The organism is Mycetocola zhujimingii (genome assembly GCF_003065425.1).
Lineage (GTDB): Bacteria > Actinomycetota > Actinomycetes > Actinomycetales > Microbacteriaceae > Mycetocola_A > Mycetocola_A zhujimingii.
On record NZ_CP026949.1, the window covers coordinates 2,753,541 to 2,768,731 of the forward strand.

Annotated in this window: 15 protein-coding genes; 4 read left to right on the forward strand and 11 right to left on the reverse strand. The window is 66.7% G+C overall.

Going from position 1 to position 15,191, the window contains the following annotated elements; all coding sequences use genetic code 11:
* Positions 1-173 precede the first annotated feature (173 nt).
* Positions 174-803: a hypothetical protein gene (locus C3E77_RS13145; RefSeq protein WP_108392150.1), complete on the forward strand. Its 630-nt coding sequence runs from the start codon at positions 174-176 to the stop codon at positions 801-803.
* Between the two features lie 118 nt (positions 804-921).
* On the opposite strand, the gene C3E77_RS13150 is transcribed toward C3E77_RS13145, so the two are convergent.
* The 3 genes from C3E77_RS13150 to clpS form a co-directional block, all read right to left on the reverse strand.
* Positions 922-2,106 carry a glycosyltransferase gene (locus C3E77_RS13150; protein WP_108392152.1) on the reverse strand — a complete coding sequence of 395 codons (1,185 nt, stop codon included), beginning with the start codon at positions 2,104-2,106 and terminating at the stop codon, positions 922-924.
* Positions 2,107-2,233: 127 nt separating this feature from the next.
* A complete protein-coding gene (locus C3E77_RS13155; protein WP_108392154.1) occupies positions 2,234-2,761 on the reverse strand; it encodes a DUF2017 family protein in 528 nt (175 codons plus the stop codon).
* On the reverse strand, positions 2,758-3,042 hold the full coding sequence (clpS, locus tag C3E77_RS13160) for an ATP-dependent Clp protease adapter ClpS (RefSeq protein WP_416046405.1): 285 nt from the start codon (positions 3,040-3,042) through the stop codon (positions 2,758-2,760). The genes C3E77_RS13155 and clpS overlap by 4 nt, the downstream gene beginning before the upstream one ends.
* 165 nt (positions 3,043-3,207) lie before the next feature.
* On the opposite strand from clpS, the gene fgd reads away from it, so the two are divergent.
* Entirely contained in the window at positions 3,208-4,212 is a 1,005-nt protein-coding gene (gene fgd, locus C3E77_RS13165) for a glucose-6-phosphate dehydrogenase (coenzyme-F420) (protein ID WP_472428190.1), read from the forward strand.
* A 38-nt stretch (positions 4,213-4,250) separates the two neighbouring features.
* Here fgd and C3E77_RS13170 read toward each other — a convergent pair whose 3' ends face one another.
* From C3E77_RS13170 to C3E77_RS13205, 8 genes are all read right to left on the reverse strand, one after another.
* Positions 4,251-5,372 carry a class I SAM-dependent methyltransferase gene (locus tag C3E77_RS13170; protein WP_234031215.1) on the reverse strand — a complete coding sequence of 374 codons (1,122 nt, stop codon included), beginning with the start codon at positions 5,370-5,372 and terminating at the stop codon, positions 4,251-4,253.
* A gap of 90 nt (positions 5,373-5,462) precedes the next feature.
* The gene (locus tag C3E77_RS13175) at positions 5,463-6,314 is read right to left on the reverse strand and encodes a DUF2062 domain-containing protein (protein WP_108392158.1); all 852 of its coding nucleotides are present in this window, start codon (positions 6,312-6,314) and stop codon (positions 5,463-5,465) included.
* A gap of 588 nt (positions 6,315-6,902) precedes the next feature.
* Positions 6,903-7,316 (reverse strand): heat shock protein transcriptional repressor HspR, encoded by a 414-nt coding sequence (locus C3E77_RS13180; protein WP_108392160.1) that lies wholly within the window; start codon positions 7,314-7,316, stop codon positions 6,903-6,905.
* Positions 7,317-7,319: 3 nt separating this feature from the next.
* Positions 7,320-8,309 (reverse strand): DnaJ C-terminal domain-containing protein, encoded by a 990-nt coding sequence (locus C3E77_RS13185; RefSeq protein ID WP_108392162.1) that lies wholly within the window; start codon positions 8,307-8,309, stop codon positions 7,320-7,322.
* 5 nt (positions 8,310-8,314) lie between these two features.
* Complete coding sequence (locus C3E77_RS13190) at positions 8,315-8,968, reverse strand: nucleotide exchange factor GrpE (protein ID WP_108392164.1); 654 nt, start codon at positions 8,966-8,968, stop codon at positions 8,315-8,317.
* A gap of 2 nt (positions 8,969-8,970) precedes the next feature.
* The gene (gene dnaK, locus C3E77_RS13195; RefSeq protein ID WP_108392166.1) at positions 8,971-10,836 is read right to left on the reverse strand and encodes a molecular chaperone DnaK; all 1,866 of its coding nucleotides are present in this window, start codon (positions 10,834-10,836) and stop codon (positions 8,971-8,973) included.
* Positions 10,837-11,135: 299 nt separating this feature from the next.
* The gene (locus C3E77_RS13200; protein ID WP_108392168.1) at positions 11,136-11,612 is read right to left on the reverse strand and encodes a hypothetical protein; all 477 of its coding nucleotides are present in this window, start codon (positions 11,610-11,612) and stop codon (positions 11,136-11,138) included.
* Complete coding sequence (locus tag C3E77_RS13205; RefSeq protein ID WP_108392170.1) at positions 11,609-13,150, reverse strand: PspC domain-containing protein; 1,542 nt, start codon at positions 13,148-13,150, stop codon at positions 11,609-11,611. Before C3E77_RS13205 ends, C3E77_RS13200 begins: the two co-directional genes overlap by 4 nt.
* A gap of 113 nt (positions 13,151-13,263) precedes the next feature.
* On the opposite strand from C3E77_RS13205, the gene C3E77_RS13210 reads away from it, so the two are divergent.
* Both C3E77_RS13210 and C3E77_RS13215 read left to right on the forward strand, forming a co-directional pair.
* Complete coding sequence (locus tag C3E77_RS13210) at positions 13,264-14,487, forward strand: ATP-binding protein (protein WP_108392172.1); 1,224 nt, start codon at positions 13,264-13,266, stop codon at positions 14,485-14,487.
* Positions 14,474-15,166: a LuxR C-terminal-related transcriptional regulator gene (locus C3E77_RS13215; protein WP_108392174.1), complete on the forward strand. Its 693-nt coding sequence runs from the start codon at positions 14,474-14,476 to the stop codon at positions 15,164-15,166. The genes C3E77_RS13210 and C3E77_RS13215 overlap by 14 nt, the downstream gene beginning before the upstream one ends.
* The last annotated feature ends 25 nt before the right edge of the window (positions 15,167-15,191 follow it).

Genomic DNA, 15,191 nt, shown 5'->3' on the forward strand with positions numbered 1-15,191 from the left:
TGCGGTGACCCTCGCCCGGTCAACCGACGGCGGGCAAACGCGAGAGCTGCAGTTCCATGCCCGCGCTGCAGAAGCAACTGCAGCGCGGGCATGGATGTGTAGCGGTCGGCGAGCGCCCGGGCCAGCCGCCCATTAGGCTTGCGCGCAGTGCCCGCCGTTCAGAACGGAACCGAATGCTCGACCCCGATACCGCGGAATACGCTCGCTGGAACGCCGCTGCCTACCGGGCCGCAGGTGTGCCAGACGACGACGTCTCACCTCGGACCATCAGGGCACTGCTACGAATCGGTGCCCTGGTTGCTGTCTGTGCTGCTCTCGGAGTGGCCCTGGTATTGGCACGCGCCAGCGAGGAAGCAGTACGCGGGACCGCCCTCCCGCAGCTCGTCGAACAGCTCATGTTCCTCACACTCGGCCTGCTTGTTGGTGTCGGCGGGTTCATCTGGGCACGGCAGAGTGGTCATTACCTGACCAGGGACCAGTCCATCTCACAACTCCTCACGCGGGCTGATCTCAGGCAATCACGGCGGTGGCTCAGGGGTCAGGAACACCCGGATCCCCGCTGGACGCCAACGCTGGTCGCCCTCGCTCGTCAGAAGCAGCGAACGCTCATCGGAGCGGCACCGCTCTACGCAGGACTGGTGCTTTTCGAGGTATCCGCAGCCTTCGCTACGAACGGACCGATGGCTCGAACTCTGATCCTCCTCGCCGTGCTGCTCGTCGGCGTCATTGCCATCCAGTCCGTGGTCGAGTACCGCCGGGCGGGCAGGTTCATCGCGGAACATCGGCTCCCCCACCGCCCGTAGCCCGTAGCCCGTAGCCCGTGCCGCAGCACCTCCCGGCGCGCGAGATCACTCGCCCCGGTCGAGAACATCCGGCGTGACGGGTGAACTCGACCGCAGCGAGTGTTTTCGGCACCTGGGCCTAACCGGCGAGCACCCGCTCGTACACGGCGATCATCCGCTCCGTCTGGTGACTCTGCCGGAACTCGACGCTCTCCTGCGGCGGCACCACGAGCCGCGAGCCCGACGCAATGTCCGCTGCCGCGTGCCGAATGGCATCCGCAAGCGCACGCACACTGCCGTCGGCGGGCTGCCAGTAGATGCCGTCGGGCAGCTCACCCGCGATATTCGGGTCGCTCACAAGCGACGGGGTGCCGAGCGCGGCGGCCTCGAACACCGTCATGCCCTGGGTCTCGAAGCCGATCGAGGTCTGCACGAGCGCATCGGCGGAGGCAATGGCGGCGAGCGCATCGCGGTACGGCACCTTGCCGGCGAACACCACCCGGTTCTCGAGCCCGTGCTCACGCACAAACGCCCGCGCCTTCTTGAGCAGCAGCCCGGCACCGTAGAGCCGGAACTCGGCGTCGACATCCGCGAGCCGAATCGCGTCGAGGTACTCCATGATGCGCTTCTCGGCGCTCATCCGCCCCATCCAGACGAAGAGCGGCCGACCCCTGTCGACGGCGGCAGGCGCGGCCAGCACCTCGTCGACGAGAGCATCGTCTGCCCCGGTCCAGATCACGTCGATATCGCTGCCGACCCCGTTCGATTCGAGCAGCCGCGCGAAATGACCGCTCGGCGCCACCGACGCGGCAGCCCGCTCGGCGAACTCGTCGAGGTAGCTCCACGCACTCGGCGCGAGCGCCGACAGCCGCGGCTTCAGCACGCGGTGCTCCCACCAGAGCAGCGCACGAATCACGAGCTTCGGAAACGGCACCACCTGCTCCAGCCCGAACTCCATGTGGTTGTGGAAGGTATGCACCGAACGGATGCCGTGGCGCGCGGCGAACCGATACCCGAGCACCGCACCCCAGTAGTCGGCCTGCACGTGCACGATGTCCACCGGCGGGCGGGCGGCGAGAGCGGCGTCGAGCAACCGGTCCGCGCGACGACCGGGCACCGTCAGCGAGTACTCGCGGTCGAGGGTAATCGGAACGGAGGGGGTGTCGACGTAGTCTCGACTGCCCTGGTGGTCCCGGTGCATTCCCGGGGCAACGACGGTCACCCGGTGTCCGGCGAGTTCGAGGAAGCGTTTCTGCAATCGGATGGAGACCTGCACTCCGCCGAGGGAATCGGCGTGCTGGTCGCTGAACATCAGTATGTGCATGGTGCTCTCAGGCTACCGGTGACGTGCCGGACGTTCCCGCAGGCCAGCGCGCCGGCATCCCGCACGCGCGCGCCGGAGCATCCGCACCCACGCCCTCAGCCGCCGAGACACGGATCCAGCCGAGCGGTCAGCCGCTGATGCCCTCGACCTCTTCGAGTGCTTCGATGAGCGAGCCCTGGGTGAAACCGAACCACTCGTAGAGGCTCTGCACGTACTCGGTGTCTGCGCCGTCGACCGCTGGCGCTTCGGTGCCGATCCCGAGGTTGGTGGCAAGCACGAGGCGCAGGTCGGTGAGGGTGCCGAGCCAGTACATCGAGTACTCACGGTCAAGCCGGACGAGCGTGACGTCGCCATCGACCGTGGTGCGCACGCCGGCCTTGTCGAACGACTCGAGCACGCCCTGTGCGTTCTCGATCTTCCGGTCGATGAGGTCGTCGATGGTGAACCGCCGGAATTCATCGGATGCTTCGGGGTCGTCGGTGTACGCATCGGGGAACAGCCGGGACAGTACGGCGCCATCGATGTCGGCCTCGCCCTCCTTCACGCGGACGAGAAGAGAGATGATCTGCTGCACCAGGTCGGTGAACATCATCACCTCCTGTGACTCGAACTCCGCGAGGATCTCGCCCCCGGTCGCGACGCCGAATGCCCTCATCGCTCGCTCCGGGTGAGGCTCGCGAGGAGGCCGTACCCGTGCATCGCGACGACGTGCCGCTCCATCTCTTCGCGGGTGCCCGTCGCGACAGTAGCGCGGCCGTGATGATGCACCTGCAGCATGAGTTCGTCTGCGCGCGCCTGGCTGAAGCCGAAGTAGCTGCGGAAGACCCAGGAGACGTAGGTCATCAGGTTGATCGGGTCGTCCCACACGACGGTGTTCCATGGCTCGCCGAGTGTCAATTGCTCGTCGAGGTCGCGCAGCTCATCTAACTTGGGCACACGACCAGCTTTGCACTGACGGGCGACAAAGCACAGCCCGGCCTTCAGGCTGTAGCGTCCTGCCGCAAAGTGCAGTACCAAACCGATTCAAGTGGACACCGCGTGGGGATTGCCGGATAGTCTCGAACGAGACGGCACGTGCCGTCGAGGCCACGGGAGGCACTGTTGTTGAAACTGGGTTTGAAGGCATCGGCTGAGCAGTTCGGTCCTCGTGAGCTCGTCGAGCTCGGCGTCGCAGCGGAGCGTCACGGCTTCGACAGCGTCACGGTGAGTGACCATTTCCAGCCGTGGCGGCACAACGGAGGACACGCCCCGTTCTCCCTCGCCTGGATGACAGCGGTCGGTGAACGCACCGAACGGATCACCATCGGCACCAGCGTGATGACACCGACCTTCCGGTACAACCCCGCCGTCGTCGCGCAGGCCTTTGCCACGATGGGCTGCCTCTACCCCGGCCGCATCTTCCTCGGTGTCGGCACCGGCGAAGCGCTCAACGAGATCGCCACAGGCTTCCAGGGTGAATGGCCCGAGTTCAAGGAGCGTTTCGCCCGCCTGCGGGAATCCGTCGACCTCATGCGGCAACTCTGGGTCGGCGACCGCGTCGACTTCGACGGCGAGTACTACAAGACCAGGGGCGCATCGATCTACGACGTGCCCGAGGGCGGCATCCCCGTCTACGTGGCAGCCGGTGGCCCGGTTGTTGCGCGCTACGCAGGCCGCGCGGGTGATGGATTCATCTGTACGTCGGGCAAGGGCATGGAGCTCTACACCGACAAGCTGCTTCCCGCTGTGGCCGAGGGCGCGGCAAAGGCGGATCGGGATGTCGCGGAGATCGACAAGATGATCGAGATCAAGATCTCCTACGACACAGACACGGACGCAGCCCTCGAGAACACACGCTTTTGGGCGCCACTGTCGCTGACCCCCGAGCAGAAGCACTCGATCGACGACCCGATCGAGATGGAAGCGGCCGCCGACGCTCTGCCGATCGAGCAGGTGGCGAAGCGCTGGATCGTCTCGAACGACCCGGACGAGGCCGTTTCCCTCATCAAGCCATACATCGACGCCGGCCTCAATCACCTCGTGTTCCACGCTCCCGGTCACGACCAGGAGCGGTTCCTCGAGTTGTTCGAACGCGATCTCGCACCGAGGCTCCGGGCGCTCGGCTAGGAGCAAGCCACATCGCGTGACCCGGCTGGGTGACGGCGTCAGCGCTTTGTCGACGCCGTCACTGTGAACTTCGCGTTGCGCCCGATCTGACGGGTCGGGCCGATCGTTCGCTCGAGCGCTGACCGGTACCCCAGGTGCGAATTCCACACAGCCCAGAGTTCGCCGCCTGGCCTCAGCACCCGCGCGGCAGCTGCGAAAAGCTTGTGCGCGATGCCGGCGTGCACTGTGGCACCGACGTGGAACGGCGGGTTGAGCAGGATCAGTGAGGACGACGCGTCTGGCTGCATCGACAACCCGTCGTCACGCACGACCGAAACCCGGTCGGCGATGCCGTTCGCGAGCGCCGTCTCACGGGCGGATGCCACGGCGGCAGCCGATTGGTCGGTCGCGGTCACGCGCATGGCAGGCCGGGCGCGGGCGAGGGCTGTAGCGAGCACACCGGTGCCGCAGCCGAGGTCGACGGCATCAGCCGCATCGGGAACCGCGTCGAGGAACTCGAGCAGGAACCGCGTACCGATGTCGATTTTGGTGCCGGCGAAAGCAGCACCGTGCGCGACGACCCACAGACCGAGGTCCGAGTGGAACTCGCGGGCCGGCCACGCCGGTTCGCCGCTGAGGGGCACCGGGTCGCGGGCAATGAGCACACGGGATTTCTGCTGCGCGAGCGACGCGGTGACGGTCCCGAAGAACCGTGCGAGCACGTCGTTCATCGCGCGGGTCATGTGTTTGACCCGACCGCCGGCGTACACGGTCACGTCCGGCTCGGCGTGCCGCGCTATCAGCTCGGCGATCTCCGCGAGCGCATCAAGCGAGCGCGGCAACTGCAGCAGCACCGCCTTTGCGCCCCGAAACAGCGTGGCGTCGAGCGGAAAGTGGCTGACGGCATCCGTCATCGACAGCGCCTTCGCGTTGGCGTCGAGTGCACGCTCGCCCGACAGCTCATCCTGATGCGTGCGGATGCCTGTGGCCCCGTCGTGCGCGGCAGCGAGAGTGAGAGCGCCGTACCGGTCGCCGACGACAACGGTCTCGCCGCCGCCCGCCGCGCGGAGCGAGTCAGCAGCTGTCTCGAGAATGAGCCTGTCGCTGGCGTCAAAGGCGAAGAGATTGTCGGCTTCGATGTCTGGCCAGCGGCGAAGCCGGTCGAAAGCGAAGTCAGTCACCTGTTCAGGGTATCCCGCAGCTCGCCATCGCCCCGCATCGCCCGACATCGCCCGGCCCGGCATCCCGGGCCGGGCGCACGTGGTCTGCGGTCAGGAGGTCGGGGGGTTCGATTCAGCGTCCGGGGTGTCGGTCCGACCGCGAGCCGGTTCAGCGGAGGTCGGCGCGCCCGGCGTGTGTCCGGCCTGCGTCGGCGCGCCCGGTGTGTGTCCGGCCTGTGTTTGTCCGGCCTGTGTTGTTCCGCTGTGCGTGATTCCGCCAGGTGGGGGTGCGGCATGAGTCATGCCTGCGGGTGTGTTCGTGCCGGTGCCGTGCTCACCGCCGGCGGATACTCGACGGTCTGCCGGCCCCTGCTCCCTGAAGACATGAGCCATCCACCACCAGCTGAGCAGACCGATAGCCGCGTTGACCACGAGACTGAGGAGCAGGAAGAGCAGGGCAAGACCGAGCGCTGCCGGCGCGAGGTTGACACTGTCCAGCCACTGCATCTGGCCGGGGTCGCCGAAGTTGCGGAAGTCGTCAGGATCGTCGAAGTCGGTATCCCACACGTTGAACAGACCGGTGATCGGCGAGCTCAGCGCACTGAGGAAGAAGTTCCCGACGACGGCGATTCCGAGTCCGCTCCACGTCACGGCAACCGGCCTGTTGACCTTGTGACTGCGCAGAATCCACAGGCTGGAGAAGTAGCCGAGGAGCCAGATGATGATGCCGAGAATCACCGCACCGATGAGCCAGGGAAGCAGGGCCGACGAGGCGTCCCCAATGAACGTCTCGATGTCCTGGGGACGCGGTCCTCCGTTGACCGAGAAGTCATCGGGATCGTTCCGGGCGGCCCAGCCGATTATTGTGCCGAGGAAGGCGCCAAGCAGAGCAAGGATGAGCGGGACAGCGATCAGGGTGAAGCCGAGAGTCATGAGCGTAAAACCGACGGCACCGGCGATCATGGCACCGCGTCGCTGGCGCGGAGCCAGCGGCGGCCGGGGTGGTGTGGCCGGACCGGCAGCGCGGGGAACGTAATTCCTCGGCGGCTGAGGACCGCCGGGGCGAGGCGGGTACCCCGGCTGTGGCGGGTACGGCTGGCCCGATTGCTGTGGTGGATACCCCTGCTGCGCTGGATACCCCTGCTGTGGTGGATACCCCTGCTGCGGTGGGTAGCCACCCGGTTGCGGGGAGGCTGCCTGCTGCGGATATCCGGCGTGCTGCTGCTGCGGGTAACCGGCCTGGGGATGGCCCTGGTTGATCGTGGGTGCCGGTCCGGCCTGCTGGCCCTGGGCCTGGTGAACCGGCCCTTGGTGAGCCGCTCCCTGCTGGACCGGGCCCGGCGCGGCTGTCTGATTCGCCCCGGGAGCGGGTGCTGGCTGACTTCCTGGAGGTGGCGCCTGAGGCGATCCGGGCGGGGGGCCACCGGGGGCCGTCGAGCCCGTCGGTGGCGGTGTCTTTGCTTCAGCGCGTGGTTTGCTTTTCCTGCCCGCCGGCGGCTTCTGCTCGCTCATGCGGTCAGCATAGACCGCGACCTGTCGGGCCGTAAGGGACTAACGCTGGAACGGTCTCCACACGACGAGCTCGGTGCGGCGCTGTGCCCTCGTGCCACTCTTGAGCGGCACAACGTCGCCGTGCGAACCGGCCGCGAAGACGCGCCGGCCGGGCGATTTGAGCATCTCATTGGCGAGGGCGTGCTCAAGCTCGCGAACGCGCGACGACAACGAAGCGACCTCGTTCTCGAGGGCGAGAATGCGACCGATACCCTCCAGGCTTACGCCCTCGGCGCTCAGTTTGGCGATCTCGCGCAACTGCACGACATCCCTCATCGAGTATCTGCGGGACTTACCCGCCGTTCGCGTGGGCGAGACGAGGCCGAGCCGGTCGTACTGCCGCAGTGTCTGCGGGTGCAGTCCGGCCAGCTCGGCCGCTGTCGCGATCGCGAAGATCGGCGAATTCTCGTCCACGCTCTATCCCCTCGCGCGTACGATCAGGTCTTCGCGTGGGTTTTCCTTGGGCTCCACCTCGTGGAATCGCTCGAGCGCCTCGCGTGCCTCAGCACTCAGGTGCGATGGCACGGCCACCTGGACGACCGCGAGCAGGTCACCGGTGCCCTTGGACGTGGCGACGCCCCTGCCCTTAACGCGAAGCACTCGTCCGGACGGCGTTCCCGGAGCAACTCGAAGTCGCACAGGTTCACCGCCCAGTGTCGGCACTTCGATCGTCGCGCCGAGAGTCGCCTCGACGAACGTCACGGGGACGTTGACGCGGAGGTTGAGTCCATCGCGCTCGAACACCGGGTGTTTACGCACGGATACCGAGAGAACGAGATCGCCCGCCGGGCCGCCATCCGGAGACTGGTGACCCTTTCCGCGCAGCTTGATCTTCTGCCCGTCCGCGACACCCGCCGGAATTTTGACCTTGATCGTCCGCCCCTCCGCGGTCTGCAGGGTGATGGTGTCACCCTTGACCGCGGTGAGGAAGTCGATGGTGGTGGATGCTGTCACGTCACGTCCCGGCGTCGGGCCACCGAAACCACGGTAACCACCGGAGGGCTGGCCGAAGCCACCGCCCCGGCCGAAGACGCCACCGAGGATGTCCTCGAAGTCCGCCTGTTGGTAGCTGCTGCTCGTGCCACGGGCACCGCCACCGAACATGCCGCCGAAGACATCGTCAAAGCCGCCGGCTTGTCCGCCGCCACCGGGAGCGGTGAACCGTGCACCGGATCCCATGGCGCGAACGGCGTCGTACTCCTTGCGCTGTTCCGGGTCGTTGAGAACCGAGTAGGCCTCGCTGAGCTCCTTGAACTTGGCTTCGGCCTTGGGGTCGCCCGCGTTCGAGTCCGGATGGTATTTCCGCGCAAGCTTGCGGTAGGTCTTCTTCAGTTCAGCAGGCGTGACATCTTTCTTCACGCCAAGAACCTTGTAGAAGTCCTTGTCGAACCAATCCTGACTTGCCATCGTTCCTACTCGGCGGGAACGGCGACGACGACCTTCGCCGCGCGGAGGAGGGTCGAGCCGACCGTGTAGCCGGTCTCAACGACATCGAGAATTGTTGCGGTCTCAACGTCGGGGCTCGGCTGCTGGAAGATCGCCTCGTGGATGTTGTGGTCGAACGGTTCGCCCTTCGCGCCAAACGGGGCAAGGCCCAGTTTGGTGACGCTCGTGCGGAGCTTCGCGGCGATCGCCGTGAACGGGGTGTCGCCCTCGAGGTCGCCGTGCTTCTCGGCGCGGTCGAGGTCGTCGAGCACGGGAAGAAGGGATTTGACGACGTCACCGGTCAGCCGCTCACGCTCCACCTCGCGGTTCGCCTCCGTACGCTTGCGGTAGTTCGCGTACTCGGCACTCAGCCGCTTGAGGTCGACCAGGTGCTCGTGCTCGGGGTCTGCGTCTGCAGCTCGCGCTGCCTCGTTCTCGGCGTCCTCGGTCTGTACCGCGTCGAGGATGTCCTGAACGGTCAACTCGTGGTCGGCCGCTTCGGGCAGTTCCGTCTCGGGTACGTCGGTCTCGGATACGTCGGGGTCCACCTGCGACCGAGGGCCGGAAGCCGTAGCTTCCGACCCTTCGTTCACTGGCTGAACCTCGTCACCGTCTTCTGGAGTCGGGTTCGTGTCAGTCATTGTTACTTCTTGTCGCTTTCCTCGTCATCGACAACTTCGGCGTCTACAACATCCTCGTCGGATGCGGTGTCGGCCGGCTGCTCGGTTCCGGCAGCACCCGCAGCGGCGTCAGCCTGCTGCGACTGGGCGTAGATGGCCTCGCCGAGCTTGGTCTGGCTTTCGTTGAGCTTATCGAAGGCGGTCTTCACCGCTGCGTCGTCGTCGCCGGCGAGCGCGGACTTCAGTGCGTCAACATCGCCCTGAACCTCGCTCTTGACGTCTTCGGGCAGCTTGTCATCGTTTTCCTTGATGAGCTTCTCGATCGACCAGGCGAGCTGCTCCGCGGTGTTGCGGGTCTCGGCCGACTCACGGCGAGCCTTGTCCTCGGCCGCGTGCTCTTCAGCCTCGCGAACCATGCGCTCGATGTCTTCCTTGGCGAGCGATGAGCCACCGGTGATCGTCATCGACTGCTCCTTGCCGGTGCCCTTGTCCTTGGCGGACACGTGCACGATGCCGTTGGCGTCGATGTCGAAGGTGACCTCGACCTGCGGTACTCCGCGCGGTGCCGGAGCGATACCGGTCAGTTCGAAGGTTCCGAGGTTCTTGTTGTCACGGGTGAACTCGCGCTCGCCCTGGAACACCTGGATGGCGACGGACGGCTGGTTGTCGTCCGCCGTCGTGAAGGTTTCGCTTCGCTTGGTCGGGATCGCGGTGTTGCGCTCGATGAGCTTGGTCATGATGCCACCCTTGGTCTCGATACCGAGAGACAGCGGGGTGACGTCGATGAGCAGAACGTCCTTGCGCTCGCCCTTCAGCACGCCAGCCTGGAGTGCGGCGCCGACGGCGACGACCTCATCAGGGTTGACGCCCTTGTTCGGCTCCTGTCCGCCGGTCTCTTCCTTCACGAGTGCCGAGACGGCGGGCATACGGGTCGATCCACCGACGAGCACGACGTGGGCGATGTCGCCCACCTTGATGCCGGCCTCGCGGATGACGTCCTGGAACGGCTTCTTGGTGCGGTCGAGGAGGTCAGAGGTCATCTGCTCGAACTGCGCGCGGGTCAGGGTCTCGTCGAGGTTGACCGGGCCGTTCTCCGTGAGGGAGAGGTACGGCAGCTGGATCGACGTCGACATGCTCGACGACAGTTCCTTCTTGGCCTGCTCTGCAGCTTCCTTGAGACGCTGCTTGGCGATCTTGTCGTTCGAGACGTCGACGCCTGTGGTCTCCTTGAAGCGCTTGATCAGGTGCTCAACGACGCGCTGGTCCCAGTCGTCTCCACCGAGGCGGTTGTCACCGGCGGTCGCGCGAACCTGGATGGTCGAGAAGTCGTCGTCCTTGCCCACTTCGAGCAGCGAGACGTCGAACGTTCCTCCACCGAGGTCGAAGACGAGGATGAGCTCGTCTTCCTTGCCCTTGTCGAGGCCGTACGCGAGCGCAGCGGCGGTGGGCTCGTTGATGATGCGGAGGACGTTGAGTCCGGCGATCTCACCGGCTTCCTTCGTGGCCTGACGCTCAGCGTCGTTGAAGTATGCAGGGACCGTGATGACGGCATCCGTCACCGTGTCACCGAGGTACTGCTCAGCGTCGCGCTTGAGCTTCGCGAGGATGCGCGCCGAGATCTCCTGCGGCGTGTACTTCTTCTGATCGACGGCGAAGGTCCAGTCGGTTCCCATGTGGCGCTTGACCGACGCGATGGTGCGGTCAACGTTGGTGACTGCCTGGCGCTTCGCGGTTTCGCCGACGAGGACCTCGCCGTCCTTCGTGTATGCGACCACCGACGGGGTGGTGCGGAGCCCTTCAGCGTTTGCGATGACGGTGGGCTCGCCACCTTCAAGAACGGCCACACAAGAGTTGGTGGTTCCGAGGTCAATTCCTACTGCACGTGCCATGTGTCTATTTCTCCTTTGAGACCGCGAACGGTCTGATTCGATGTTGGCCTTGGCCTGTTATTCGAAGTTTGTGATCGTCGCTCATAGTTGAGCGCCGATGACTCAAGTTTACCGAACCCCCGACGGCTGTCAACTTTTGTCGGCAAATCTTGAGCCGGGTCGGCTCAAGTTTTGAGCGCGCAAGCCACCGTAGCCCCACAAACTCGGGTGTACACGACACCCGGTCGACACAACAGAGGCGGCCATCGAAATGGCCGCCTCTGTTCGGGTGGCGTTGCGTGAGCCAGCAGCGGGAGTCGTCAGTCCGTTCGCCGGAGCGCTGCGGCAATCCCCGCGATGACGAGGACAACTCCCCCGGCGACGAGCGTGACGATCAGCCACGTTCCCGCATCGAGGCTGAAGGGCACGAGCGCGTTTGTCACCATGAAGGACGCGAAGATCAGCAGGATCACGCCCCACAGGATGGTCCCGAACCGGGCGTGCCGCCGTTCTGGGCCACGGGATGCCGACCGGTCGCCCGGTCGATCCTCGGGGCCGCGGAATACCGCCCGGTCGCCCGCTCGATCCTCGGTACCGGAAAACAGGCCGGTGGCCGGGTCGGTCGCTGGGCCAGTTGCCCGATCCGCGGGATCGGAAAACAGACCACCGATCGCGTCGGTCGCTTGGCGGGTTGCCGAGTCGGTTGCCGGGTCAGTTGAGGCCGCTGTCCCGGGTTCGATCGGGGTGGTGTCGCCGTTGCCGTTGCCGTTGCCGTTGCCGTTGCCGTTGCCGTTCATCGTGCGCTCCTCGCATTGTTCTCGAGGTCGACGCTGCCTGCGCCGATCCAGATCCGGACCGTCGTGGTGTCGCTGTCGCTGGTGTCACCGAAACGAAGCACCTGTCGGTAGAGCGGCGCACCGTTCTCGCGCAACTCGCCGTCATCGACGTAGCTGATGCCGGCGACACCGCCGGCGACCTCGAGGATGACGGGCGCGTCCTCGGGGAGGACGAGATCGACGGTTCCCGCGGCAAGCCACAGGTCGACCGTCCCGCCGGTCTCCGCTCCGGGATCGTCCAGGGCCGACAGGTCAAGCGTCGGCGATCCCGCCGCCATGGCGAATCCCGAGGTGGAATCTGCCGGTGCGTCGATCACGTGCCAGGTCGTGTTGCCGAAGACGGAGACCGCTGTACCGCGCGGGAACACTCCGACGAAGAGCAGAGCGAGAACCGCGACGACGGCGAAGAAGCCGAGCCAGCCGCTCTCACGGCCGCGGATGCCGGCGATGATCGTGGCGAGCGCCAGCACCCCGAGTGCGGATCCTGTACCGATGACCACCGCCGTTTCCGACATCGTGGTGTACCCGAGGGCAATGGCGACGAAGACGCCGGTGAGCACGGCCAGGCCAAGCGAAATCGAGACGAACGCCGCTCCCGGCTGGCGGGAGCGGTAACGCTCCTCGTGCTCACGTCGCTGTTCGGCGTGAATGGCCGCGCGACGCCTGCGCTCGGCCTCCCGCTCGGCCGCGTCTGGCCGCTGCGGCGGGTTCCACACGGCGCCGTACACCCGGGTTCCCTGGTCGGTGGCGGAGTGGGCTGCCTCAGCCGTAGCGAACCAGGGCTCAGCGCCGGTCGGGTTGGCTGCGGACGTCGGTACGAATCCCTGGGGCGCGGTGGCGTTCGCCCCGGCATCCGGTGTCGAATCCGTCGATGTACCTGTCGAGGTGGCCGTCGGCCCTTCGGTCGGTGCGGCTGGAGCTGCCTGCGCTGGGCTGGTCCAGAAGTCAGCGTGCGAACGCGGCTCGGGCTGGCCAGGAGCCTGAGTCCGTGAGGACGGCACCCGCCGAGCGATGACGACGGTGAGCCAGATGAGTCCGGCGATGAGCGCGAGAGTCCAGCCGGTGCTGAGCGTCGACTCGAGCCACCGCGGCATGTTCCACGCGTCGGGGGCGCCCCGCCACCAGATGCCCTGCATGAACGGGAGAAAGGCCAGGGTGACAAGAATGATGATGGCAATCATCGCCGGGTCGAAGATTCCCCTGAGGGCCCGTTCGGTGTAAATGCGGCCAGAGCTGTCGGGCAACAACGCCCACGCGATCGCGTAAAGGAACAGTGCGGGGCCGCCGAGCAGGGCGACGACGAGGATGACGCCGCGCACGATCAGCGGGTCGAGGCCGGTGTGCCGTGCGATGCCACCCGCAACACCGCCAAGCCAGGCGTCGTCCGAGCGGCCGATGCCGGTGCCGCGGATCCAGTCGAAGAAGGTGACCTGCGGTGCCGGCGGCGCGTACCCGCCCTGGGCAGGTGGAGCGTCTGGGGTTGACGGTGCTTCGTTCATACTCCGAGTGTGGCGCGCACCGGTACGCCACTGCCATGAGGGTTCCCCCGGATCGAACCCTGAGATTTCGGATTCCGTCCCGCAGCGAGCATCAGGGGTGCTTGGATTGCAGCATGGACGCAGCGCTGATGACCCGCCCCCGCGTCCGGCTCGTGGGCGGAGTGTGCGCGGGTTTCGCCGAGCACACCGGCCTGCCCCTGCCCCTCGTGCGAACGTCGACAGTGCTGCTCGCACTGTGCGGCGGAGCGGGCGTGCTCCTCTACGCGTGGCTGTGGGCGACGACTCCGGTCGCCATCGACGCCGCCGACCCCGTCAAGCGCGCACTCACGAGGCCGTACGACGACAACGACGACACCCCGCCGTCGCCAACGGAACGGAGGGCGCCGGTCACCGAGGTGCTGCTCGGCCTCGCGCTGCTCGCCGCGGCCGCCGCTCTCGTCGCTTCCCGCCTCGGTGCCGATGTCCCGCTCTCCTTTGTCATCCCGGCCATCGTGGTGCTCGGCGGAGCGGGACTGGCCTGGCGCCAGTTCGACGACCTCAGGCGCCAGCGGTCCTCCTCCTCATCGGCGCTGCTCGTCCGGGCGCTCGGGGCGCTCATCCTCGTCGCCGTCGGAATCCTCCTGTTCTTCGTCACCGGTGAGGAACCCAACGTCTGGACCGTGTTCGTCGCCGCGATCGCCGTGCTCTTCGGGGTCGCGATCGTCGTCGCACCCTGGCTGGTCCGGCTCACCCGTGACCTCGCCGACGAGCGCGCGGCGCGCGTGCGCGAGGCCGACCGGGCGGAGATCGCGGCGCACCTCCACGACTCGGTGCTGCAGACCCTCGCACTCATCCAGCAGAAGGCCGGTCCGGCGAGTGAAGCATCCCGGCTGGCCAGGGCGCAGGAGCGTGAGCTGAGGGACTGGCTGTTCGCCGGCTCCCCAGGCGCCTCCGTGGAGTTCGCCGATGAGCTCCGCCGAATCGCCGGGGTGATCGAGCAGGATTATGCCGCCCTCATCGAGGTCGTCGCTGTGGGCCAGAGCCCGAGCTCGGTGCCGGACGCGCTCCTCGGTGCCGCACGCGAGGCGATGCTCAATGCGGCACGGCACGCGGGCGGCACCGTGTCCGTCTACCTGGAGTCTTCGCCGACCGCCATCCAGGTCACGATCACCGACCGCGGGCCGGGGCTGAACCTCGACGACATCCCCGCCGACAGAATGGGGATCCGCGAATCGATCCTCGGTCGCATGCGACGCATCGGTGGCACCGCCGAACTGGCACCCGGCCCGGGCGGCACCGGTACCGAGGTCCACCTTCTTCTGCCCCTGACCCCCGGAGCTGACCATGCCGACAGTTGAACCGACCACCCCAGCGTCCTCGAACGACCCAGGCCTCACCGTGGTGATCGTCGACGACCACTCAATCTTCCGCTCAGGTCTCCGTGCCGACCTGGCCGACGGCATCCGCGTCCTCGGTGAAGCCGCGACGGTCGATGGCGCCGTCGATCTGGTTCTTGCAACGCAGCCGCAGGTCGTTTTGCTCGACGTTCACCTCCCCGGCGGCGCAGGAGGCGGCGGCGGCGAGGTCATCCGGCGGGCAGCGCCGCAGGCGCCGAACACCCGGTTCCTGGCGCTCAGCGTCTCCGATGCCGCGGACGACGTCGTGACGGTCATCAGGGCGGGGGCCCGCGGTTACATCACGAAGAGCGCCTCGGGCGCTGACGTGTCGGATGCCGCACGGCGCGTTCGCGACGGAGATGCCGTGTTCTCGCCGCGGCTCGCGGGGTTCGTCCTCGATGCCTTCGGCGCTGTCGCCGGCGAAACCGCGGAGGCGTCTGATGAGCTCGATCGCCTGTCGGCACGAGAGCAGGAAGTGATGCGCCTGATCGCGCGGGGCTACTCGTATAAAGAGGTGGCGGCATCCCTCTTCATCTCGGTGAAGACCGTGGAAACCCACGTCTCCAGTGTGCTGCGGAAGTTGCAGCTGTCGTCGCGGCACGAGCTCACCGCCTGGGCGCTTGCGCGCAAGCTACTCTGAGCCCGGCCGCACCCCGTTGCCCCGG